Annotated in this window: 24 protein-coding genes and 1 pseudogene; 17 read left to right on the top strand and 8 right to left on the bottom strand. The window is 63.0% G+C overall.

The genetic code is table 11. From position 1 onward, the window contains the following. Positions 1–421: 421 nt before the first annotated feature. Both AO398_RS23570 and AO398_RS23565 read right to left on the bottom strand, forming a co-directional pair. On the bottom strand, positions 422–1,165 hold the full coding sequence (locus tag AO398_RS23570; RefSeq protein WP_058194610.1) for a dienelactone hydrolase family protein: 744 nt from the start codon (positions 1,163–1,165) through the stop codon (positions 422–424). 134 nt (positions 1,166–1,299) lie between these two features. Next, positions 1,300–1,773: a DoxX family protein gene (locus AO398_RS23565; RefSeq protein WP_058194609.1), complete on the bottom strand. Its 474-nt coding sequence runs from the start codon at positions 1,771–1,773 to the stop codon at positions 1,300–1,302. 199 nt (positions 1,774–1,972) lie between these two features. Between AO398_RS23565 and AO398_RS23560 the strand changes: the two genes are divergently transcribed. The 7 genes from AO398_RS23560 to AO398_RS27800 all read left to right on the top strand — a co-directional run bounded on the left by AO398_RS23560 (position 1,973) and on the right by AO398_RS27800 (position 10,850). After that, on the top strand, positions 1,973–3,541 hold the full coding sequence (locus tag AO398_RS23560) for a GMC family oxidoreductase (RefSeq protein ID WP_058194608.1): 1,569 nt from the start codon (positions 1,973–1,975) through the stop codon (positions 3,539–3,541). A gap of 84 nt (positions 3,542–3,625) precedes the next feature. Further along, positions 3,626–4,618 (top strand): SDR family oxidoreductase, encoded by a 993-nt coding sequence (locus AO398_RS23555; RefSeq protein WP_058194607.1) that lies wholly within the window; start codon positions 3,626–3,628, stop codon positions 4,616–4,618. A 30-nt stretch (positions 4,619–4,648) separates the two neighbouring features. Next, the gene (locus AO398_RS23550) at positions 4,649–6,055 is read left to right on the top strand and encodes a cytochrome ubiquinol oxidase subunit I (RefSeq protein WP_058194606.1); all 1,407 of its coding nucleotides are present in this window, start codon (positions 4,649–4,651) and stop codon (positions 6,053–6,055) included. Positions 6,056–6,059: 4 nt separating this feature from the next. Beyond that, positions 6,060–7,229 carry a cytochrome d ubiquinol oxidase subunit II gene (gene cydB / locus AO398_RS23545; protein ID WP_082643421.1) on the top strand — a complete coding sequence of 390 codons (1,170 nt, stop codon included), beginning with the start codon at positions 6,060–6,062 and terminating at the stop codon, positions 7,227–7,229. Between the two features lie 31 nt (positions 7,230–7,260). Next, complete coding sequence (locus AO398_RS23540) at positions 7,261–9,024, top strand: glycoside hydrolase family 15 protein (protein ID WP_058194605.1); 1,764 nt, start codon at positions 7,261–7,263, stop codon at positions 9,022–9,024. Positions 9,025–9,587: 563 nt separating this feature from the next. Beyond that, on the top strand, positions 9,588–10,361 hold the full coding sequence (locus AO398_RS23535) for a YfdX family protein (RefSeq protein ID WP_058194604.1): 774 nt from the start codon (positions 9,588–9,590) through the stop codon (positions 10,359–10,361). Between the two features lie 222 nt (positions 10,362–10,583). Beyond that, the gene (locus AO398_RS27800) at positions 10,584–10,850 is read left to right on the top strand and encodes a hypothetical protein (RefSeq protein ID WP_244498872.1); all 267 of its coding nucleotides are present in this window, start codon (positions 10,584–10,586) and stop codon (positions 10,848–10,850) included. 346 nt (positions 10,851–11,196) lie between these two features. Here AO398_RS27800 and AO398_RS28575 read toward each other — a convergent pair whose 3' ends face one another. Next, a complete protein-coding gene (locus AO398_RS28575; RefSeq protein ID WP_152997634.1) occupies positions 11,197–11,409 on the bottom strand; it encodes a hypothetical protein in 213 nt (70 codons plus the stop codon). 123 nt (positions 11,410–11,532) lie between these two features. Then, the gene (locus AO398_RS23530) at positions 11,533–11,859 is read right to left on the bottom strand and encodes an SH3 domain-containing protein (RefSeq protein WP_160329352.1); all 327 of its coding nucleotides are present in this window, start codon (positions 11,857–11,859) and stop codon (positions 11,533–11,535) included. Positions 11,860–12,030: 171 nt separating this feature from the next. Between AO398_RS23530 and pufL the strand changes: the two genes are divergently transcribed. From pufL to AO398_RS27795, 6 genes are read left to right on the top strand one after another with little or no spacing between them, the layout of a single operon-like run. After that, the gene (gene pufL, locus AO398_RS23525; protein ID WP_058194602.1) at positions 12,031–12,870 is read left to right on the top strand and encodes a photosynthetic reaction center subunit L; all 840 of its coding nucleotides are present in this window, start codon (positions 12,031–12,033) and stop codon (positions 12,868–12,870) included. Between the two features lie 52 nt (positions 12,871–12,922). After that, positions 12,923–13,924 carry a photosynthetic reaction center subunit M gene (pufM, locus tag AO398_RS23520; protein ID WP_058194601.1) on the top strand — a complete coding sequence of 334 codons (1,002 nt, stop codon included), beginning with the start codon at positions 12,923–12,925 and terminating at the stop codon, positions 13,922–13,924. Then, positions 13,921–15,048, top strand: coding sequence for a photosynthetic reaction center cytochrome PufC (pufC, locus tag AO398_RS23515; RefSeq protein ID WP_082643420.1), 1,128 nt, complete (start codon positions 13,921–13,923; stop codon positions 15,046–15,048). The genes pufM and pufC overlap by 4 nt, the downstream gene beginning before the upstream one ends. After that, entirely contained in the window at positions 15,045–16,016 is a 972-nt protein-coding gene (gene puhA / locus AO398_RS23510; RefSeq protein ID WP_058194599.1) for a photosynthetic reaction center subunit H, read from the top strand. Before pufC ends, puhA begins: the two co-directional genes overlap by 4 nt. Then, entirely contained in the window at positions 16,013–16,657 is a 645-nt protein-coding gene (gene puhB / locus AO398_RS23505) for a photosynthetic complex putative assembly protein PuhB (RefSeq protein WP_058194598.1), read from the top strand. The genes puhA and puhB overlap by 4 nt, the downstream gene beginning before the upstream one ends. 10 nt (positions 16,658–16,667) lie before the next feature. Then, positions 16,668–17,153 (top strand): YetF domain-containing protein, encoded by a 486-nt coding sequence (locus AO398_RS27795; RefSeq protein WP_082643419.1) that lies wholly within the window; start codon positions 16,668–16,670, stop codon positions 17,151–17,153. Positions 17,154–17,165: 12 nt separating this feature from the next. Here the strand turns inward: AO398_RS27795 and AO398_RS23495 are convergent, their stop codons facing one another. Genes AO398_RS23495 through AO398_RS28565 form a run of 3 tightly spaced genes read right to left on the bottom strand, consistent with a single transcriptional unit; the run spans position 17,166 to position 19,005 of the window. Then, a complete protein-coding gene (locus AO398_RS23495; protein WP_058194596.1) occupies positions 17,166–17,918 on the bottom strand; it encodes a Crp/Fnr family transcriptional regulator in 753 nt (250 codons plus the stop codon). A gap of 47 nt (positions 17,919–17,965) precedes the next feature. Next, positions 17,966–18,229 (bottom strand): hypothetical protein, encoded by a 264-nt coding sequence (locus tag AO398_RS28570; protein WP_152997633.1) that lies wholly within the window; start codon positions 18,227–18,229, stop codon positions 17,966–17,968. Further along, positions 18,226–19,005 (bottom strand): hypothetical protein, encoded by a 780-nt coding sequence (locus tag AO398_RS28565; RefSeq protein ID WP_152997632.1) that lies wholly within the window; start codon positions 19,003–19,005, stop codon positions 18,226–18,228. The genes AO398_RS28570 and AO398_RS28565 overlap by 4 nt, the downstream gene beginning before the upstream one ends. 308 nt (positions 19,006–19,313) lie before the next feature. Between AO398_RS28565 and AO398_RS23490 the strand changes: the two genes are divergently transcribed. The 4 genes and pseudogenes from AO398_RS23490 (at position 19,314) to AO398_RS29150 (ending at position 21,514) form a co-directional block, all read left to right on the top strand. Continuing rightward, a complete protein-coding gene (locus AO398_RS23490; protein WP_058194595.1) occupies positions 19,314–19,757 on the top strand; it encodes a DMT family transporter in 444 nt (147 codons plus the stop codon). A 48-nt stretch (positions 19,758–19,805) separates the two neighbouring features. Then, positions 19,806–20,249: a DMT family transporter gene (locus tag AO398_RS23485; protein ID WP_058194594.1), complete on the top strand. Its 444-nt coding sequence runs from the start codon at positions 19,806–19,808 to the stop codon at positions 20,247–20,249. 56 nt (positions 20,250–20,305) lie between these two features. After that, positions 20,306–21,084, top strand: a pseudogene (locus AO398_RS29535) (IS630 family transposase); the annotation flags it as partial. Further along, the gene (locus tag AO398_RS29150; RefSeq protein ID WP_201025817.1) at positions 21,062–21,514 is read left to right on the top strand and encodes a helix-turn-helix transcriptional regulator; all 453 of its coding nucleotides are present in this window, start codon (positions 21,062–21,064) and stop codon (positions 21,512–21,514) included. The pseudogene AO398_RS29535 and the gene AO398_RS29150, both read left to right, overlap by 23 nt. 361 nt (positions 21,515–21,875) lie before the next feature. Here AO398_RS29150 and AO398_RS23475 read toward each other — a convergent pair whose 3' ends face one another. Continuing rightward, entirely contained in the window at positions 21,876–22,508 is a 633-nt protein-coding gene (locus tag AO398_RS23475) for a tyrosine-type recombinase/integrase (protein WP_058194593.1), read from the bottom strand. Between the last annotated feature and the right edge of the window lie 258 nt (positions 22,509–22,766).

Below are 22,766 nucleotides of genomic sequence, written 5' to 3'. Positions count from 1 at the left end.
GGGCGCGCATCGCGCCTCGTGCGGGATTGGAACCCGAACAGCCTCTCGATCCGCGGGCGGTGCCACACGAGCAGGTCGAACGGCGACATGAGGGCCGCCTCGTGGTGCTGGCTGACCGATTAGGGGGCGGCGTCATGCACTTAAGCGTGCGGACTGTACCCTACGCGGGTGAACTACTTCACGGGCCTTGTCTGCTTCGCGGATTTCGGGAGAAGCCGCTGAATGGCTAGGATGGGCGCAAAGCCGAACGACCGGTTTTGCGTGCATTCGCGATCCTGCATGACGTAGTCTGGCCGAAAGCAGAATGACCGCTTCGGGGAGGCCAGCCGGAAAAGCGGACAGGCTTCTACCGACCCGACCTCGCCGTTGAGGCCATTTCATGGCCTGCCCCTAAGTGGACGCCGGATCAGCGCCCGCGTCATCACTCGCCGCCGTGCAGAGTCCGGCCGAAGAGCGCAAGCATTGTGCTCCAACCCTGCTCAGCCGCAGCATGGTCAAAGACAGGGAAGTCCGGCATCATCCAGCCATGCGCCGCCGGATAAGTCCGCGTTGTAAACTGCACGCCAGCATCCGTCAGAGCTCTCTCCAGCCGCTCGGCCATTGCAGGCGGGTAGCTGCCATCGTTCTCCGCCGCGCCGATGTAAACTTCCGCCTTTAGTTTGGCAGCGAACAGGTGGGGGCTCGTCGGCGCATCGGTCGCAAGATTGCCTCCGTGAAAGCTTGCAGCCGCGGCGAACCGCTCGGGATAGGTTCCCGCTGTGGCCAAGGCCATGCCTCCGCCCATGCAGAAGCCCACCACCCCGATCTTGCGGCCTTCGACGTCGTCACACGTGTCGAGGTAAGCCAGCATGGCCTCTGCATCTTCAGCCGCCATTAAAGGGCTCGTTGTAGCCATCAGCGGCCCCAGGACTGCGCGGAAGTCACCCGCGAACACTTCCTTCGGTACGAATGGCCCGTAGGGTCCGTAGCGGTAGAAGAGATCCGGGAGTAGGACGATGTAGCCAGCGTCAGCGAGCTGCTGAGCCATGTCGAGCATCGCCGGCCTGATGCCACCTGCGTCCATGTAGAAGATCACCGCAGGCCATGGTCCGCCGCTTGCGGGGGTCACAACGTGTGAAGGGCAGTCGCCGTCGCGCGTCCGGATCGTGACTTGCTCGATCGGCATGGGATGCTCCTCAGCCGGACATTCGCGGTGTCCGCTTCAAACCGTTTGCGACCACCAGCGGACCAACCGCAAACTACCCAACATTGCCGTCCAGTGGCGCCAGCGAACGAGGCTCTACATATTGTTCTCTCACCTCAACGGACCAAAGGAAAAACTGTCTGCGGGCCGGACGCGAGGGGGTGTTCCCCGATGGTGCTGATGGGCGCGTAGCTGCCAATGATGACCACGAGCAGCAAGCCGCCGACCAAACCGAAGTTCTTGAAGAAGTCCCAGAAGTGCGACTTGCCTTCTCCTTGCCTGTTCCAGAAATGCGGATATTCCCACCACCGATGAAACAGCAGTGCGGTGACCGCGCAGAAGCCCATGAGCACAAACGCCGCGGCGCGATCCCACCATCCGATGATGATCAGCATCGGCGTGATTGTCTCAACCAGGATGCCAAGCACCAGCAGCACAGCTGGACCTGGAATCGGCGCGGAGCGTGCTTGCTTCATCGCTTGATCCCAGTGCACGATCTTATCGAGGGCGCTCAGGGGGAACATGCCTACGAGGCACAGCTTCGCAAGGTATGGGACAGCAGTGTTCAGCCATTCGGCAAGGTTGATCATGCGCAATCCTGATTCCTGATGCGAGTGGGCCGATGGGTGTAGCGGATGAGCATAATTCGCTTGTTTGAAAGCGAATCTGCAACATTTGTAAAGAAGACGGCGTAAATCGCCTTAAAGTGAAGGCTGATAGGGTCGGAACAAATTGAATCGGCGCCACTTGTAGCCGCTGAGCCGCCTCGGCCCTTCGCAGGACAAGTGAATGCCACTCGATCACTATGATGTGATTGTAATTGGTTCAGGGCCCGGTGGTGGTTCACTGACCCACCGCCTCGCTAAAACCGGGAAGCGTATCCTTTTGCTTGAGCGCGGCGACTACCTCCCTCGCAGCCAAGACAACTGGAACGCCAAAAGTGTTTTCGTCGACGGAAAGTATCAGGCGCCCGAGACGTGGTACGGTGGCGATGGTCGTGAGTTTCACCCAGGCCTTCACTATTATGTCGGCGGTAACTCCAAAGTCTACGGCGCGGCTCTATTTCGTCTGCGCGAACGGGACTTCGAGGAACTACGCCACGTCGACGGCATCTCACCGGCTTGGCCAATTTCGTACCGGGACTTCGAGCCGTTTTACGCCGAAGCCGAGGCCCTGTTCGCGGTCCATGGCACACGCGGAGAGGATCCGACCGAACCGTGGTCGAGCGGAGGCTACACGCACCCGGCTGTCAGCCATGAGCCGCGTATCCAGCAACTGTCTGATGATTGGGCCAAGGAAGGTTTACGCCCGTTCCACTTACCACTTGGGATCAAGCTCGACGAGCGTGGCGGCAAACCGACCCCGACCTCGGTGTGCATCCGTTGCGACGCCTTCGACGGATTCCCGTGCCTCCTCAACGGCAAGGCGGACGCCCAGGTGATGACTGTCGACCCGACGCTGGCCAAGCACGACAACGTCACGCTCCTCGTCAATGCCTACGTCTCGCGTCTGGAAACCGACCCCGCCGGTCAAACGGTGACCGGTGTTCGCGTCACCCGCGAGGGACGCGACGAGCGCTATACCGCCGATATCGTCGTGGTCGCGTGTGGGGCCTTGTCCTCGGCCCTGCTGTTCCTGCGCTCGGCCAACGGCGCCCATCCGAACGGCTTGGCCAACAGCTCTGATCAAGTTGGGCGCAACTACGTGCGCCACAACATGTCCGTGCTGATGGGCCTGTCGAAGGCGGTCAACGAGACCGTCTTCCAGAAAACCCTCGCGGTCTCGGATTTCTACTTCGGCTCAAAGGAGTGGGATCACCCGATGGGACTGATACAGATGTGCGCCAAGACGCACCCTGAACAGATTCGCGGTGAGGAGTTGCCTGCGTGGACGGGTTTTCTGCCAAATGCCCCGTTTGACATGATGGCTAGGCACTCCATCGACTTCTGGCTGCAGAGCGAGGATCTTCCCCACCCGGACAATCGCGTGTCGATCGACCGGGACGGCCGGGTGATCCTGGACATCGCCGAGAACAACCACGAGGCGCATAGGAGGCTGCGAGCCAAGCTGGAGGAGTTGCTCGTGCCGGGCGGGCTCTACAGTTACTTGTTTGAGCGCTCGCTGTACCTCGGCAAGAACATCCCGCTCTCCGGCACGGCGCACCAAGCGGGCACGCTGCGTTTTGGCACCGACCCTCGGTCGAGCGTGCTGGACCTCGACTGCAAGGCGCACGAGGTGGACAATCTCTACGTCACCGATGCGAGCTTCTTTCCCTCCATCGGCGCGGTCAACCCGACGCTGACCATCATCGCCAACGCCCTGCGGGTGGCCGATCGCATCGCCGAACGCCTGCACTGAGGCCCCGGCCGGTTCCACCGCCGAATGGCCGCCGTGATGTCGCGGCTCGGCCAATTACCCGCCATCGCCATGGAAGGAAGAATCATGTCCGGTATCGTCGTCGTCACAGGAGCGGGGGCCGGGGTCGGCCGCGCCACGGTCGAGGAGTTCGCCCGTCGCGGCTACGACGTCGCCCTGCTCTCACGCGACCCGGAGCGGTTGGAGCGGGCTGCGGTGGCGTTGCGCCGGCATGGGGTACGTGCGCTGCCCATTCCCACCGACGTCGCGGACGCCAAGGCGGTCGAGGCGGCTGCCGACCGGGTCGAGGCCGAACTCGGACCGATCGACGTCTGGGTCAACGTGGCGATGGCCACCGTCTTCGCACCCGTGAGCGAGATCACCGCCGAGGAGGCCGAGCGCGCCACGCAGGTGACCTACCTCGGTCAGGTCTACGGGATGATGAGCGCGTTGAAGCGCATGCGCCCGCGCAACCGCGGCACCATCGTCAACGTCGGCTCGGCCCTGGCCTACCGCTCCGTGCCGCTCCAGTCGCTCTATTGCGGCGCCAAGTTCGCCATCCGTGGCTTCACGGACTCGTTGCGCTCCGAGATCCTGCACGACAAGCTCGACATCCATCTAACGATGGTCGATCTGCCCGCGGTCAACACGCCACAGTTCGACTGGGCGATGAATAAGATGGGCCGCCGCGCGCAGCCGGTGGCGCCGATCTACCAGCCCGAGGTGCCGGCCCGCGCCATCGTGTTCGCGGCCACCCACCGCCGCCGCCAAGTCTGGGTCGGTTACCCGACGGTGCAGGCGATCCTGGCCAACCGCATCGCGCCGGGGCTGATCGACCGCTATCTCGCGAAGGCCGGCTACAGCGGCCAGCTCACCGACAAGCGCCTGCCGCACGATGCACCGGCCAACCTGTTCGAGCCCGTACCCGGTGATTATGGCGCGCATGGCCGCTTCGATGGCCAGTCGCGCACGGGCAGCTGGGAGATGTTCACCGACCGTCACCGCACCGCGTTCTGGGCGGCGGCCGCGATCGGTGCCGTCACCGGCCTGCACCTGCTCGCCAAGAAGTACAGGTTCTGATGCTTCAAGCTCGCGCGAAGGATGGCTTCGATGGACCTGACCGCCCTGCTGCTGTCGCGGATACAATTCGCCTTCACGATCTCGTTCCACATCATCTTCCCGGCCTTCACCATCGGTCTCGCGGCGTGGCTCGCATTCCTGGAGACGATGTCGCTGGTCACGGGGCGGGCGGTCTATCGCAAGTTATTCGACTTCTGGCTGCGCATCTTCGCCATCGCCTTCGGGCTCGGCGTGGTGTCGGGCATCGTCATGGCCTTCCAGTTCGGCACGAACTGGAGCGAATTGTCCCGGATGAGCGGCGGCATCCAGGGGGGGCTACTCGCCTACGAGAGCTACACGGCCTTCGCCCTCGAAGCGGCATTCTTCGGGGTGCTGATGTTCGGCCGCGACCGGGTGCCGCCGTGGGCCTACTGGGCCTCCTGCGTGATGATCTCGCTCGGCACCAACCTGTCCTCCTACTGGATCCTAGCGAATAACAGCTGGATGCAGCATCCGGTCGGCTTCACCCGCGGGGCGGATGGGGTCTTCACCCCGACCGACTGGGTCGAGATCCTGTTCAACGACGTGGCGATCAAGCGCTTCGTCCACATGATCCTGGCGGCCTACGTCACAACCGCCTTCTGCGTCGCGGCGACGGGCGCATGGTACGCGCTGCGCCGCCGCCGCGCGGAGGAGGCGGGGACGATGATGCGCATGGGCCTGCGCCTCGCCGCCGTGCTCGTGCCGCTGCAATTGCTCGCTGGCCATCTCGTGGGCGGCTACGTCGTGAAGCATCAGCCGAGCAAGATCGCCGCGCTGGAGGGCCGCTGGCATTCGGCTCAGCCGGCCGGCGAGGTGCTGATCGGCTGGCCGATGCCCTCCGAGGGGCGCAACGCCTACGAGATCAAGCTGCCGGCCCCCGTGGGCAGCCTGATCGACTCCAGCAGCACCACCGCGCGAGAAGTCGGCATCCTCGACATCCCGGAGGCCGATCGGCCGAACGTGCGGATCGTCTTCTTCACCTTTCGCATCATGGTCGGGCTCGGCCTTTGGATGCTGGCGCTGGCATGGCTCGGGGCGTGGCTCGGGTGGCGGCACGGTCGGCTTGAGCGCGCGCGCTGGCTTCTTTGGCCGATGTTCCTGAGCTTCCCCGCCGGCTTCGTGGCGACGCTGATGGGTTGGTTCACTGCCGAGGTCGGGCGCCAGCCTTTCGTCGTCTACGGGCATCTGCGCACCGCCGACGCACTCACCCCTCAACTGACCACCGGGGCGGTCGCCTTCACGCTCGGCTTATTCGGAGTAGTCTACGCGGCGATCTTCCTTTCGGGCACGCTCTACATCTATCGAACCCTGCGCAAGGGCCCCGAGGCGCTGCGCCCTATCCGTGGCTCGGCCACCAACGCCAAGCGACCGCTGGCCGTCCCCGGCGACGGCCCGCACCCGCAGCCGGCGGAGTAGAGCCATGGCTGAGTTCTGGGCCTACGTTCTGGGGCTGTCGCTGCTGCTCTACGTGCTGCTCGACGGCTTCGACCTCGGCGTGGGCATCCTCTACCCCTTCGCCCCGGACGCCCGGGCGCGCGATCACATGATGCAGGCGATTTCGCCGGTCTGGGACGGCAACGAGACTTGGCTCATCGTGGCCGGCGCAACGCTGTTCGGCGCCTTCCCGGCTGCCTACGCGATCCTCGTCGGCGCCTTCCACCTGCCGGTGATCGTCATGCTGTGCGGGCTGATCCTGCGCGGTGTCGCGTTCGAGTTCCGCGGCCGGGCTGGCGAGAGGCGCTGGTTGTGGAGCGCGAGTTTCGCGGCGGGCTCGTACGTGGCCGCTTTCGCTCAGGGCACGGCCGTCGGCGCCTTCGTGCAGGAGCTGCCCGTGCATGACGGGCGGTTCGTCGGTTCGCAATTCTTCTGGCTGACCCCCTACGCGCTGCTGTGCGGCGTCGGCCTCGTGCTCGGCTATGCGCTGCTGGGGGCGTCCTGGCTGGTGCGCAAAACGGAGGGCGACGTGCGCGCCTTCGGCTACCGCACTCTGCCCTGGATTATCGGTGGCCTCGCCGCGTTCCTCGCGCTCGCCGGGATCGGCGTGTTCGCCCTCCACCTGCGCATCGCCGCGCAGTGGTTCGAGCGGCCATACCTGTTCCTCTTCCTCGCGGCCGGGACCGCAGCCGCAGCCCTGCTTGTCTGGTCAAGCCTACGACGGCGGGACGCCTGGCCGCTGCCGGCGAGTATGGCCATGTTCTGCGCCGCCTTCGCGACGATGGTATTCGCGGTGCTGCCCTACATCGTGCCGTTCTCGGTCACGATTCCGCAGGCTGCGGCCCCCGAGAGCACCTTGCGCTTTCTGTTCTGGGGGGCGGGCGTCGTAGTCCTGCCGATCACTCTGATCTACACCGCAGCGGTCTACGTGATCTTTCGCGGGAAGCTCAGGATCACCGACGGCGACGGCTCAGTCGAAGGGGCGGACAGTCGACGCGCTCATCCAACTGATCCGGCGGGCGGAGGGGGAGCCACCCCTGCGCGCAGCCCGCTGGGCCGGGAAGTGACTCAGAGCGCGGCAACGACGACCTCACCCGTCCTCGGCCTCGCCTGGCTCGCCGTCGCGGTCGCCGTTCTGCTCGGCCGCCGTCCATGAGCCCCCATTTTCCCGTCTTCGGAGCCGCAGCATGAGTAAGCCGATCGAGAGCTATGCCCTGATCGGGGACGGCCAGACCGCTGCGCTGGTGGCGCGCGATGGGTCGATCGATTGGTTGTGCTGGCCGGACTTCGATTCTGACGCCTGCCTCAGCGCTCTGCTCGGCGACGAGTCCCACGGTCGCTGGCTGGTCGCGCCCCGCGACACGGGCGAGATCGAGCGACGCTACCGCGGCGATACCCTCGTGCTGGAGACCACCTTCCACACGGACGCCGGCGCGGTGCGCATGACCGATTTTATGCCGATCCGCGGGCGGCATTCGTCGTTGGTGCGGATCGTCGAGGGCTTGTCCGGCAGAGTCGTAATGGATCTCGACCTGCGCCTGCGCTTCGACTACGGCGCGCTGGCACCGTGGTGCGAGACACGCGGCGATGGGGCGGTCGCGACGGTAGGGCAGCACCGAGTGTACCTCCTCGCGCCGATGGCGGTGGCAGTGCAAGACGGGCGCATCGCGGCGAGCTTCACCCTGAGCGAGGGCGAAACCCATGCCTTCGCCCTGACCTGTACCGCCGCGTGGGATCCTGAACCCGAGCCCATCGACGCACGCGAGGCGCTTCATGCGACGCTCGCACACTGGGAGGGTTGGATCGAGGGATTCGATATCTCCCGCACGCGCTGGTCTGGCGCCGTCAAGCGCTCGCTCCTGACCCTGAAGGCCATGGTCCACCAGCGGTCCGGCGGACTGATCGCCGCGCCTACCACCAGCCTGCCCGAGGCCCCGGCGGGGACGATGAACTGGGATTACCGTTATTCCTGGTTACGCGACGCCACCTTCACGCTGGGTGCCTTCATCAACGCCGGTTTCAGCGCCGAGGCCACCGCGTGGCGCGACTGGCTCTTGCGGGCGATCGCCGGCGACCCCGACGTCATGCGGATCATGTATCGCGTCGACGGTTCGCGCCATCTCGACGAATGGACGGTGGATGCGCTGCCCGGCTACCGCGAGGCGCGGCCCGTACGGATCGGCAACGCCGCGTCGACCCAGATCCAGATCGATGTCTACGGGGAGGTACTCGACACGTTGGCCCTTGCCCGTCGCGCCGGCATCGCACCGAGCGCGCATCAGGCGGCGATGGAAGCGCGCATCGTCGCGCACCTGGAACGGGTCTGGCATCACCGTGGATCGGGCGTATGGGAGTCGCGCGGGCACCCGCGGCAGTACACCTACTCCAAGGCGATGTGCTGGGTCGGCTTCGATCGGGCGCTCGCCCACGCCGATCTAGACGCGCAGACGCGGGGGCGACTCGAGGTCCTGCGCGCCCGCGTCCATACCGAGGTCTGCCGGGAAGGCTGGAACACGGGGCTTTCCACGTTCACCCAGAGCTACGGCAGCCACGTGCTGGATGCGAGCCTGCTGCTGCTGCCGCTCGTGGGTTTCCTGCCGGCTGACGACACGCGCATGGCCGCCACCATCGCCCGGATTGGGACAGACCTGAACCAGGGTGGCTTCATCCGGCGCACCCGCGCCAAGGGGGACGGGACCGATGAAGGCGCCTTCCTGCCTTGCTCGCTCTGGATGGCAGATTGCCTGCGCCTGCAGAATCGCCATGACGAGGCAACGGCCTACCTGGAACGCGTGCTCGGTGTGGCCAACGACGTCGGCCTTCTCTCCGAGGAGTACGACGTGCCGGGGAAATGCCTGACCGGCAACTTCCCGCAGGCGCTGACCCATCTCGGCATCGTCAACACGGCCCTTAGCCTTTGCGGCCCGGTCCTCAACCGGGGAGGGGGCTGAGAGCTGCGCGATCCGAACCCGCGCGGGGAGGGGTAGTTCCTTGCGTCGCCAATCCCATCGACTCTCATAACCTATATCAAGCCTCGAGCAATCATCCCTGCAACCGACATTGGATCAACCGGTTAGTCGGCGATCATGAAGGATTTTGTTTCATGTCGATTGCTTGGGAATTGACACTGCTGGGGATCTCAAGCCTGCTTGGCTTCGCAAGCCTTTGCTTCCTGTCGTTTCTTGTACTCCGCTGAGCCGAGTTCCTCACGCGCCAAAACTGCGATTGGGACGTCACGGCGTGCCAGCGATGGGAAGGCTTGAGGTCGAGGTGGGTGTAGAGAAGCGAAAGCCGGTACGACGCTCTCGTTCTCGAATGTCCGACCGTACAGTCACGTTCGAAATCTAATTGTTAAAAGTCAATATTATTCCTGTTTCACGATGATGTTATCTGCTCACGAATATTTCAACGATGTAATTCGCAACTCAATAAAAGACAATTTCTTATTACCGCGTGCACTGAAGAGATCGGTACATCTGCAGGTCTTTCTTTCGCGCGGGATGGAGATGATCGAATGGCTTACACCAATTCGTTGACCGTGGCGCTTGTGCTCACGACGATCCTCGGCGGGACGGCCATTGCAGCCGAACAGACCGCTCAGCAAAACTCCACGCAGATGAATATGGCTGACAAGGATGTCGGCAAGCTCTCAAAGGACGGTGCGCAGGGTTTCCGGAATCTCCAACTGACGCGCCTCGCGATCTTCGAGGCAAACCCTGCCCAGGCCAAGGACATGATCGGTAAGGCGCAGGCGGCTTTCGCCAAAGCGAAGACCGACGATGCGCAGTTCACCAAGGCCGAAGCGGATCTCAAAACGCAGGCCGATATTGCCGGACAGAAGGGGATGGCACAGGGCTCTGCTTCGTCGAGCGCGTCGAGCTCTAAGGAGCAGATTGCTTGGGTGCCCGTGGATGCCCAGCTGACCCTGGGTGACGACTTTGTGGCCACGCCCGATAAGGCCTCAGCGGTGAATGAGGCAAACAAGAATCTTGCTCAGGGAGACCAGAAGGGCGCCCTGGAAAAGCTCAAGTTGGCCCATGTCGAAGTCAACTTCACGATGGCCGTCCTGCCGCTCAACAAGACTATCTCCGACATCGATCAAGCCGCCACAATGATCGGCCAGGGCAAGTATTACGAAGCGAACGCAATGTTGAAGACGGCGCAAGACAGGGTGCGCTTCGACGTGATCGACGCCATCACGCTGCCGCACAAGGTTGGTGCCGCCGCAACGAGCACGCCCTCGTCTCAATCGCCGGAATCGACCGGCACCGCCAAGACGAGCAAGTAGCGCTTTTTTGTTCGGCGAGCGCATCACAGGCTGCGCTCGTCACCCGCGCGGGCGAGCTCGAACCTCCGAGGTCATGAGGGCCTGTGGCGCGGCTCTGAATACAAATACAGATCGCTGCCAATTCGTGTTATTAAGATTTAAGGACAAGTTTGTGATCGGACGGCAAGGAACGAAAGGCGCAATAAAGTCTTCGAGCCTTGCTAAATCTCTGGAGGAATGATCATGACCAAGAACACAATGATTGCTGCTCTGTGTGTTGCCTTCACTCTGGCATCCGTGCCTGCCATCGCTGCCCCGCAGGAAATGCCACAGGGCAAGCGTGACGAGATGTCGATGAAGGATACCAAAAAGCAGGTCAATGCTCAGAAAAAAGAGAACAAGGAAGCCAATAAAAACGTCGACAGCTTGATCAATAACCGGAAGTGGGGCGTTGGAAAGACAGCTAGTTATCATTTGAAAGATTACGATAAAGTTCATCGGGCGGGATAGGTCGTGCCCGGTGTTCTTTATGTTTGCGTGCGGTCAGTACCAGTGAGTCGCTTCTCACCGACGCGAGTTCCTCTTAAAGATAGCCGTGTGAGTCCAATTTTTCCAATCCCACCTTTGGCCTCATGGCGGCCTCTTCGGACTACTCATAGTAAGTTGATCTCGGTGGCCTGTTCATACAGGCTGCCAACACCAAGGACGCTCTTGTGCGGCAGAACCTGAAGCAGGTGACGTGCGTCGCAGGAAAGATGATTGGCGTCGAGATCTGTGACGCGGCGGGTGAGCGGGCCTTGCGGGACGATCGAAGATTGGTGGCGCCGATTTAAGCGGACGCCGCCGCCCCCTTTACTTAGCCTTCGCCGGGTTCGGGCCTATCGACGTTCTGCTCCGGCTCGTCGAACGTGAAGCCCGACAACCAATCCGCGCTCTGCTGCGAACCGGCCTCGTAGGGGTTATCGGAGTCGGTCGCACCGGACCGCTTGGCGGCTTTGCCTTCGTCCCACTGTGCGGATTGGGTTGCCATTTCGAACTCCTGTGTCGTCTCACCGTTGGGCAAGGCCAACGCGAAAGGCTCCAATTAGCTGCTGCGACGGATCACTGCACTGATAGGTGCGAGCTGTCGGCGCCGGGAAGGACCTTAACGTCGGCCGTCACCGGTCTCGTTGAGCGACGTCGTCCGGGGCGGTCAGTGGCAGAAGCGCTCCACCTGCCAAGCGTTGCCTCCAGGCTGGTCGGCCTTGAAGCAATTGGACAGATTTTGCTTGTCCTTGTGCGATATGTCGATCTGGGGGCCGTGAACGACCAAGTCCCGCACATACCCCTCAGTCCCGCCGTAGCGGACCCGGCACCATTGTTCCTCGCATGAGATCACGTCGAGGCTCGCTTGGGTCTGCACCTCATCGAGCACTCTGGCCGTGTATCGGGGCGCCTGATAGAAATACGTGTCGAACCGGGCCTTTACCGGTTCTGCGCTAGTCGATCCGACAAGACCGACGAGCAGCCCGAGGGACATGAACCCTCTTTGACACAGCGCCATGCGATGACCCGATCCGCGTTGGTAGGCGCTACTCGCCTCTAAATCACCGTAGCAAGCAGGCCGGCGCTCGCATTGATAATTGTTAATGTGGCCTGACACCTCTTCCTGTCAACGTAGCTTGACACAAGGGTGGCTGGGGATGGCTGCATGGCGATGCTCTCGTTCGAGCGGAAGTACCGCGTGGCTGGCGGTACTTTGGTTGGCGGCAGCCTGTTCGACTTCTGGGTCGGGCCGTTCTACGTCGGCTTCTTCGGCGTTACGACCGCCATCTTCGCCCTGCTCGGCACGCTGCTCATCGTCTACGGCGCCGCCATCGGCCCGACCTGGGCGCTGTTCCAGATCAGCATCGATCCGCCGCCCATCGCCAACGGGCTCGCTTTCGCGCCGCTGAAGCAAGGCGGCCTCTGGCAGATCATCACGATCTGTGCGCTGGGCGCCTTCGTCTCCTGGGCGCTGCGGCAGGTGGAGATCTGCCGCAAGCTGGGGATCGGCTACCACGTGCCGGTGGCCTTCTCGTTCGCAATCCTTGCCTACGCTACGCTCACTGTGTTCCGGCCGCTCCTGCTCGGAGCCTGGGGCTACGGCTTCCCCTACGGCATCATGAGCCACCTCGATTGGGTGTCGAACGTCGGCTACCAGCACCTGCACTTCCACTACAATCCCGCGCACATGATCGCGGTGACGTGCTTCTTCACCACGACCTTCGCCCTCGGCCTCCATGCCGGCGAGATCCTGGCGGCAGCCAATCCCGGCAAGGGCAAACCCGTTAAGTATGGTGAATTCGAAAGCGCCTATTTCCGCGATACGATCGCGTATTCAATCGGCGAGATCGGCATTCACCGGCTCGGTTACTTCCTTGCTCTGAATGCCGGGCTGTGGAGCGCGGTCTGCATGATCATCTCGGGTCCGTTCTGGACCCAGGGCTGGCCGTACTGGTGGGACTGGTACCTGAACCTGCCGATCTGGAGCACGGGCGGCCAGATCTAGCCGCGCCGGACGCACCATCCCCCCAACACGTCATCCTTTCGGAGCTTACCGGATGCCGCAGTTTCATACCCTGTGGACGCATATCGAGCTGCGCGGCCCCGACCAGTCGGGCCCGCCGCTTCAGATCGGCTCCCCCGGCCGCATCGGGAAGCCGTTCCACTCGCAATGGCTCGGGCGCATCGGCGAGATGCAGGTGCTGCCGACCCATCTCGGGCCGACTGGCGTGGCCTCCCTGCTCTGCGGCTTCATCGCCATCGAGATCATCGGCCTGAACATGCTGGCCTCGGTGGATTGGAACCCCGTGCGGTTCATCCGGCTGTTGCCGTTTCTGGCCCTCCGGCCGCCTCCGGCCAAGTACGGGCTCGATCCGTTCCCGCCACTGAATGAGGGCGGCTGGTGGCTGATGGCAGGGTTCTTCCTCACCGCCGCGATCCTGCTGTGGTGGGTGAAGATGTACCGCCGCGCCCGGGCCCTCGGCATGGGCACCCACATCCCGTGGTGCTTCGCCAGCGCGATCTGGCTCTACCTCGTGCTCGGCTTCTTCCGCCCCATCGCCATGGGCTCGTGGTCGGAGGCGGTGCCGTTCGGGGTCATCCCGCACCTCAACTGGACCGCGACCTTGTCGGTCCGGTACGGCAACCTCTTCTACAACCCGTTCCACATGCTCTCGATCTCGTTCCTCTACGGATCGACGATGCTGTTCGCCATGCATGCCGGGACGATCCTGGCGGTGACGCCGCTGGGCGGCGAGCGGGAAACTCACCAGATCGTTGATCGCGGCACGGCGGCCGAGCGCGCGGCGCTGTTCTGGCGCTGGACCATGGGGTTCAACGCCACCTACGAGTCGATCCACCGCTGGCTGTTCTGGTTCGCCACCCTCGTCACCCTGACCGGCGGCATCGGCATCCTCGCCACCGGGACGCTCGTCGACAACTGGTACCTGTGGGGCGTCAAGAACGGGCTCGCGCCGCAATACCGGCAAGCGCCCGGACTGCCGCAGGCCCCGCCGCCCGAAGCTCTGAAACACATGCAGGACAAGGTGCTCGGACGATGAGGATCGGTCCTCCCCTGCTTGCCGTGGGCGCGGTCTGCGCCGGGCTGTTCTTCGTGTTCGTGCCGACCTGGAACCTGCCCGTGAAGGGCGTCCAGACCGGCCCGAACGGCCCGTCCTTGGTGCAGTACGCTCCGACCGGCAGCCCCGTCTTCCAGACCCGAAACGGACCGCCGCCCGCCAATCCCCCGTTGATCGCGGACACGCGCCCGGCCACCGAGGTCTACAAGAACGTCACCGTGCTGACCGACCTGAATGCCGGCCAGTTCATGCAAGTGCAGCAGGCGATCACCAACTGGGTCGCCCCGCAGCAGGGCTGCAACTTCTGCCATGCGGGCGATGACTTCGCCTCGGACGCGAAGCCGACCAAGGCGGCCGCGCGCGACATGATCAAGATGGTCCGCCACCTCAACGCGGACTGGAAGGAGCATGTCGGCGAGTCCGGCGTCACGTGCTGGTCCTGCCACCGTGGTCAGCCGGTCCCGGCCGAGATCTGGTTCACGCGTCCGCCCCATCCTGTGGGCGCCCATATGGACAAGGCGGAAAACTGGGGCGAGTCCGGCGATAGCGTACGTCAGTTCTTCCCCAACGACGGCTACGAACTCTACCTACTGCAAGATACGCCGGGTCTGGTTCAGTCCTACACGGCGCTGCCCAACGGGCAGGCGTCCGATCAAGTCGTGGTCAAGCGCCTGTACGAGTACATGATGCAGATGACGTCCGGCATCGGCGTCAACTGCACCTACTGCCATAACTCCCGCGCCTTCTACGATTGGGGCCAGAGCCTGCCGGCGCGCTGGACCGGATATTCCGGCATCCAGATGACGCGCGACATCAACCGGAACGTGCTGCTACCGCTGGCGATGCGGATGCCGCAGATCCGGGAGACGGCGGACACTCCGCACGACATCGTCCTGCCGGAGCGGATGCGCGGGCCGCAGCAGGGCAATGGCTTCGTCCTCTGCGCGAGCTGCCATTACGGCCTTCCCAAGCCCGACGACCATGCTGCGGAACTCCTGAAGGACTTCCCGGGGCTGAAAGGGCCGGGCCGCGGCCAAGCCGCCGCCGAACCTGCGAATGCCCCAACCGGCGATACCGCCTCGGCGAGCCAGGGAGATCAGCGGTGAACGACGGAGTAAGCCAGATCGCCGGTCAGGCCGCCCATGCGGCCGGACACGGCATCGATCCCGCCACCGGGATGGTCGGCAGTACGACCGCAAGCGAGGCGGTCGGAGCCTGGGGCTTCCATCTCGGCGCGATCACTCACAACCTCGACGGTGTGGTCGTACTGTTCTGGGCCTTCGCGCTCTTTTTCGGGACCCTGGTCTGGTATCTGCGCGCCGAGGACAAGCGCGAGGGGTATCCGATGGAGGACCCAACGCAGCCCGAACGAGCGCACCCGCTGGTTGGCTTCCCCCCAGCGCCGCCGCCGAAGACTTACACCCTGATGAAGGGTGGGACGGCCACCATGCCGCACCACGACTCGCCGCCCGAGGTGCCAGGTCGGCACCTGCACCCGTTCCCGGGCTCGGCCTGGATGCCGACGGGGGCCAATCCCATGCGCGATCCGATTGGGCCTGCTGCCTACGCGCTGCGAGAGGACGAGCCACTCCTGCAGGAGGGCGAGAGGCTTCAACTCGTTCCTCTGCGCGATGTCGGTGAAGAGTGGCATGTCCAGGGGGGCGATTCCGACCCGGTCGGGATGCCAGTGGTCGGGCGCGACGACGCGGTGGCTGGGCATGTGCGTGACCTCTGGGTCGACCGGGGCACAAAGCTCCTGCGTTACTTGGAGATCGAGCTGACCGGCGGAGGGCGCCGGCTAATGCCGATCTTCTACGCCAATGTCAGCCCGAAGTTTCGTCGGGTGAAGACCCGATCCATCTTCGGCGAGCAGTTCGCCGCTGCCCCCGAACTCAGGCATCCGGACCGGATCACCGCGCGGGAAGAGGATCAGATTTGTGCCTACTTCGCCGGCGGCAAGATGTTCGCTGATGGCGTTCGCCGGGGGCGGTACGGCCAGTCACCCATGCAAAATCCTCGGCGCGGCGGTGATGCGCACGGGTTGAAACGACTGTTCTTCAGGAGGTCCGCATGAGCGAGATCACGACACGAACGGATGGGGCCGCCGCGGTCGGCTTCACCCTCGAACCCGGTGAGCGGATCCTGTGGCAAGGCCGCCCCCAGGCAAAATGCCTGCGGCGTCATCTGCTGAAAGCGCGATGGGTCATGGCCTATTTCGGTGGGCTCATCGCCTGGAAGCTCGCCTTGATCGGCTGGGTCCGGGGCGTTCGCCCGCAGGAGGTATCAGATCTCACCCTCATCGTCGTCCAGGGGATCGGCCTCGGCCTGATACTGACGTACCTCGCCTGGGCGCTCGCCCGCAGCACGACCTACACCCTAACCAGCCTACGCCTCGTCATCCACCACGGCATCGCCCTGCAAGGGACGGTGGACATTCCTTTGCGCGCCCTCCGCAGCATCGCCTTGCGGCATCGGGCGGACGGCTCAGGTGACGTCGCCCTGGAGATTCGGGATGGCGGCGGGATCGGCTTTGCCAAGCTCTGGCCCCATGTCCGGGGAAGGAGCCTCTCTCGGCCGGTCCCGATGTTGCGTAGCCTGGGCAACGCTGCGCTCGTCGGCTCGCTGCTCAGCCGCCAGCTGAACCGGTTCCATGGCATCGAACCCGCCAACACGGCGCACGAGCCCAATCCGGTCCTCGCGTCTCGCGCCGCCTAAGGCTACGCGGATGACAATCTTCGAGGCGATCTTCGGCGCCGGGCGTGACCTCAGTGTAGGACAGGAATGCGCCCGCGCGGCACTGATATTCTCTTACGGACTGCTGCTGGTGCGAATCTCTGGACGGCGAACCTTTGGCAAATGGTCTGCCCTCGACATTGTGGTGTCGATTATCCTCGGTTCATCCTTAAGTCGCGCGCTGACCGGGGGTGCTCCGCTCGCTGGCACTCTTGTGGCCTGCACCGTCTTGCTGTTCCTGCACTGGCTCGCTGCTCAGGCAGCTGCTCGCTCGCCACGCCTCGCGAGCCTGCTCGAAGGCCGCCCCGTGATCATCGTGCGGGACGGGGCCGTCGTGGAAGGAGCGCGCCTCCTTCACGGAGTCACATCGGCGGATCTGGATGAAGCCTTGCGGCAATCCAGCACCGGTGATGTTCGGATGGCAGGAACGCTTATCCTCGAACCGAGCGGCAAGCTCAGTGTGCAGCGAAATGGTTGACGCACTGCGCTTTTACTTCGCCGTTGCCTTGTTCGTTGCAAGGAGGCTGGATTTCGCGACCGCGCCGATATGGAGATAGGTCGGGTCGAAATCAGCCGCTTTGACCAACGCAGACCGGTCGAGGATCCGCAAGTATCCGCCAGTCAATTCGATCAATTTCCGCAGACGAAGCGCCCCGAGAGAACGATTCAGATGGACCGGTGTAACGCCAAGGACGTCCGCAATCTCGCCTTGGGTGACTGGTATCGAACACCGCAAATCACTGGCTAGACCTGCTAATTCCTGCCGGAGGTACATTTCACAGAGGAAGTGCGCGGTGCGGCTGATCGTCGATCTGCGCCCGAGACACATCACGCGTTCGCGATACATTGACGTGTCGATTAAGGTGTCGCGCCAGAGCGCCGCCATCAGGCGTGGATACCGCTCGACCAATGCGTAGAGGGCGCGATGGGGAATAAAAGCTAGCGTGCTGGCCGTGATGCTTGCGAGCGTGTGGTCGAGCAAAGGAAGGAACAGATGCTGCAGATCGGGGACGTCTCCAGGTATGTAGAACAGTAGGATCTGCCGGTTGCCGCTACCGATGATACCGTATCGATGAACCCATCCATCGAGGACGAGGCAGCAATAGGCCGGCTTTTCCCCGTAGCTGAAAATATCTTCCCGAGCGCCGAAGCGGCGTATCGTATACGGTAGTGAAAGAAGCGCAGCACGGTCCTCTTCGCCCAATTCAGAAACACGCTCCAGTTTCCTCAAAAACATTTCCATAATTGAAATATCATTGGATCGCACGCAGTCCCCCTGCCGTCGTCTATTCAAACGCTTGCAATGTGAAGTGATGTTTTGAAAACGGTCTGGCCGTCTTCGTTTCGGACTATGATGATGATGTGGTAGTGACTGCGTAACGCGGCTTCTTCAGCAGCAATGCAGGCCGCTGTGCGTACGGCACAGGCACGAACTCCATCGAGATCACGACACAGTACACCGACGTGATCTGTTTCAGCTTCATCGTTCTGAACGTCGAAATAGAACCTTTGCATTTGCTTGCCTATTGAGGGTTCTACGAGATCGCGCTTCATGCGCAAATTAATTTTTGCTCATTGACGATCTCATCGGCAATCGCCGGGGCACTGCACGCATCAGGAGCGTAAGCGTCGGCGCCTACGGAACGGAAGTCCGCTTCGCCTAGATCGAAGCATGGTCCACCAACCAAAACGCGCAGCGATTGGTTGCGGGAAGCCCGCCGTAGGCGGGGTATCTCATTGCGGAGGAGGGGGAGTAGGCCGACGTTGCTCAGAGTCAGGCCCACGACATCATAATGGAGCCGGGTGAGCTGTTCGCCTGGCCATTCGGAGTTCATCTCGGGCCGTGTAACCGCCCAGCCCGCCTCGCGGAAGGTCATGCCCAGAAGCTGCAATCCAAACACATGCGTCTCCTGTGGGCAAGGCATCAGCAAGATACTTTGTCCGGTCGGTATGGATGAGCGCTCCAGCATCGCCGACAAATGATATGCAATCATCTTTAATCGCCCGATGCGTTCGGTCACTTCGAAGAAATCACTTTCATCTTGTTCCCACCGGATGCCTGCGGCACAAGCTTGGTGCGCCAACTCATCTATGATGACAGGCAGCCTGTCTTCGATAGCGACGATGCGTGCAGCAATCTGAGTGATATCTTTGACTGTCTCGATATCACTTAGAATGCTTCTCAACGCTAAATTGGTTTGAGCAGCATCAAGGTTTGGCAATATCTCGCGTACGAAAATATCATGTAAAGCAACACATAAACTAGCTCGAAAATTCAAATGTGTTCCGAAATAACTGGCAGCTATGCAGTTCGACTCAATGGCTTGCATCAAAGTGTCCGCTCGTTTCGGCGAGGCATCTTGCTGCTATCCGCCTCGCCGGGCTGGGTTGCTATGGGGCGTCCGCCCGACGACCCCATCAAAAGCAACAAAGATCAAGGTTGGCCTCGTTTTTACGGGGACAGGACAAAGGGTTCTCCGGGGCAGTGCGCCGGGGAGAAAATCCCTGGGGCGATCTGTCCCTGGGCTACGCCGCCAATGTGATGCAGTCACCTGTCGCGCTGCTGTGTTTGGCAACGAAACCTTCTCGTGGATTCGTCCGACGTGGGAAGGGTGCCCCGGGAGAGCTCTGGCAGCCTATGTGGTACTTCTACGCCATTGCACTCTTGGCCGGCATCGCCAACGCCATCGAGCCTGGCCAGAATGCTACCCTGGCGAAGGCCACGGGACAGCCCATGCTGGCGGGCATGTTTTGCTTCGGGCTATCGGTCGTCTGCCTCCTCGCCGTGATGCTCGTCGTCCGCCTCTGGGGCAAACCCGCCGCCGATGCTACATCGAGCGTCCCTTGGTGGGCTTGGCCTGGTGGCGTTCTGGGAGCTGTGATCGTTCTGGCGCAGCTCTACGTCTCCGAGAAGCTCGGCGCTGCGCCGTTCCTAGGCTGCATCGTTACGGCGGGCGTCATCGGCTCGATCATCCTTGACCATTATGGCCTCGTGGGCTTCGAGCGGCATCGCGCTAGCCGCTGGCGCGTCGTCGGCGGGGTTCTGATGATCGCGGGCGTCGCCCTCGTGGCGCTGTTTTGACAGTCAGGGCCGAAGCTCCGAACGGCTTGCGGCTCACAGGATTGCGACATGCTACTTCTCTATGGCTTCGTCCTGTTGGCGGGCATCGCTAGCGCGATCGAACCCGGCCAGAACGCTGGCCTCGCGAAGTCGCTCGGGCGGCCACTGCTGGCGGGCGTGATCAGCCTGATCATCGGCATCACCACATTCGCGGTGGTGATGCTGGGGACCGGACAGTACGGATGGCCGGGGATGGACCGTCTAGCCAAGGTCCCCTGGTGGGCTTGGTACGGGGGAGTGCTAAGCGCCGTCCTGGCACTTGCCCAGCTCTACGTGTCCAAGAAGGTCGGAGCCGCGACCTTCCTTGGGTTGCTCGTCACGGCGGGTGTCGTCACGTCGATCCTGCTCGACAATTTCGGCCTCGTCGGTTTCAAGGTCCACGAAGTCAGCCTGTGGCGGATCGTGGGGGGCGCCCTAATGATCGGCGGCGTCACGTTGGTCGCACGGTCCTAGTGCAGTGACGCGGAGGAAGGATTCTTTGGGCGTGATGAGGTGTGTGAGTCTGAGCGATGACTTGGACTGTCTGCGTGCTTCCTTATGCAGCCGACGTGACCCGGCTCGCTACGATAGCGCAGGATTGATCGCGCCTACTTAAACACATCCAGCGTGCCCGCATCGTCCTTCTCTCAGCCGAGCGTCTAAGCGTTCACGATGTGGCTCGGCGGGCGTGCGTCAGCAGCCAGGCCATGTGGCGTTAGCAGTAGCGCTACGCCGAGGCGGGCTTCGAAGATCTTCGGCACGATAAGACGCGTCCGCCTGGCACACCACACCACCCGACCGAGACGGTGGCCGAGGTGCTAGCGCTGACCTACTCGGCGCCGCCGGGCGAGGTCATCCGCTGGACCGGACGTGCCTCAGCCCGGGCGGTTGGGATCTCGTTGCGCGCCGTACAGCAGATACGCGACGCTCATTGCCTCCAACCGCATCGACTGCGCACGTTCAAGCGATCGCGTGACCCAGCCTTCGCCGCCAAGGTCGAGGATATCGTCGGCGTTTATATGGACCCGCCCGCCCACGCGGTGGTGCTGTCCATTGAGGAGTACAGATAGATCCAGGCCCTGGAGCGGCCCCGCTCCGACCGGCCACTCGCCCCCGGCCATCCCGCCGCCCAGACCCACGATTATACCCAGCACGGCGCCACGACGCTGTTTGCCACTCTCGACGTTCTGGCGGGCACCGTGCTCGGCCGCTGCATGCAGCGCTACCGGAACAGTGAGTTCATCCGGTTCCTCAATGCCGTCGAGGCCGCCGTCCCACCCGGCAAGGTGATCCACGCGATCCTCGGCAACGTCGCGAACCACATCGAGAGGATCGCGCAAACCGTGGGACCGTCGAAGCGACAGCTCGAACGTGTCTTCCGCCAGCTCGTCGGCAAGAGCGTCCAGAAATACTTACGAGACCTTCGCGTCCTCTATGGACGCTGGCTCCTTGCGAACTCGCCGCAGACCATCACGGAGGTCGCCACGGAATGCGGGTTCTCGGACGTATCCCACTTCAACCGCTTGTTCCGTCGCAGCTTCGGATGTTCGCCATCGACCATGCGTCGGGGTGACAGCCAAGGTTCGGCGCAGGCGTCGGAGGAGTGGAACAGCCTGCGGGCGTTGGCCGGATCTCCCGACAGCCAGGGCGATTTCCATTGCTACCTGAACGACGAAACGGCCGGGGTTCTCGGAGTCGATCGGTTCCTGAGCTGTGAGCGGCGTCCCTATGCCCAGTAGCCTGCAGGCGAGGCTGGAGATTGGCTGGACGGGGTCACCGCCGGCGCCTTCGACGTCGGCACACAATCAAGGTCCCACACGCGGACGGCTCTTCAGTGGTAATCTGCGATTTTGTCCTGCGCCCCCTTGGTGAGCCTGAGCGACTCCGTTTCGGCGCAGCGCGTGCTGCGGATCGGCAGGACCGCCTCCGACATTTCGCTGACCACGAGACAGGCCGAAGTACGGCGGCGAGAACGGTAGCTATGGTGAGCTCGGGTCTGCTTTGGAGACGCTGCGAGAAGCGACCGAATGGCCGGGATGGGCGCTTTGCTGCCGGGCCGGTTCCGAAGCCCCTCGACACGAAAGCCGAGGGGCCGAACGCTCAAATCTCAGTTCCCTCTGCCAAGGTCAGGGCATCCTCGACGTCGACGCCGAGGTATCTGACCGTGCTCTCGATCTTGGTATGGCCAAGTAGGATCTGGACGGCACGCAGGTTGCCGGTTCGCTTGTAGATCAATGATGCCTTCGTGCGGCGTGGGGAATGGGTACCATAATCCTCGCTGCGCAGCCCGATGCCCGTGACCCACTCATCGACCAAGCGTGCATACTGCCTGGTGCTGATGTGCGTGACGCCGTCCAGCCTGCTGGGGAAAGCGTAGTCGTCGAGCGTACCACCCCTGGCCTCCAGCCATGCGAGAATGCTGGTTCGTGCGGGTTCGAGCAATTCGAATTGCACTGGTCGGCCGGTCTTGCGCTGGATGACAATGGCCCGGCTACGAACGCGACCGCCACTGACGAGATCGCGGATCTCTAGCTTGACGATGTCGCAGCCGCGCAGCTTGCTGTCGATGGCGAGATCGAACATTGCCCGGTCGCGCGTGCGCCGTTCGCGGTCAAGCCAGAACCGGATGGCCCAGACCTGCTGAGGTTTGAGGGCTCGTTTGGCGCCGAGCTTGCGGCCAGCATTCCAGGCCGGCCGTCCTTTGACGGCCGGATCGTGTGCAGAATGTCCCATCGTCTGTCTCCTCGCCGGCCCATGCCGACGAGGCGAGAAGAGACCCGAACCGAAGCTTCGGAGGGCGGGCATTTGCGGACGTTCCGCCTGCGACCCAACCTTGCCTCATTGAGGCGAGTCCCAGCTTCCCGAAGCAGTCGCCGGTTCGAGTGGCGCTCACTCAAACGACATTTGGAATTGTTCGCATTTAAGTGCATCCTGACAGTACGCTGGGCCGGCTCGCTAGAATAATAAAGCGAGACGCTCGGCGGCGGAGGA

Origin of the sequence: Methylobacterium sp. GXS13 (assembly GCF_001455965.1) — a bacterium.
In the GTDB taxonomy this organism is placed as follows: domain Bacteria; phylum Pseudomonadota; class Alphaproteobacteria; order Rhizobiales; family Beijerinckiaceae; genus Methylobacterium.
This window is presented reverse-complemented; position numbering and strand designations above follow the sequence as displayed.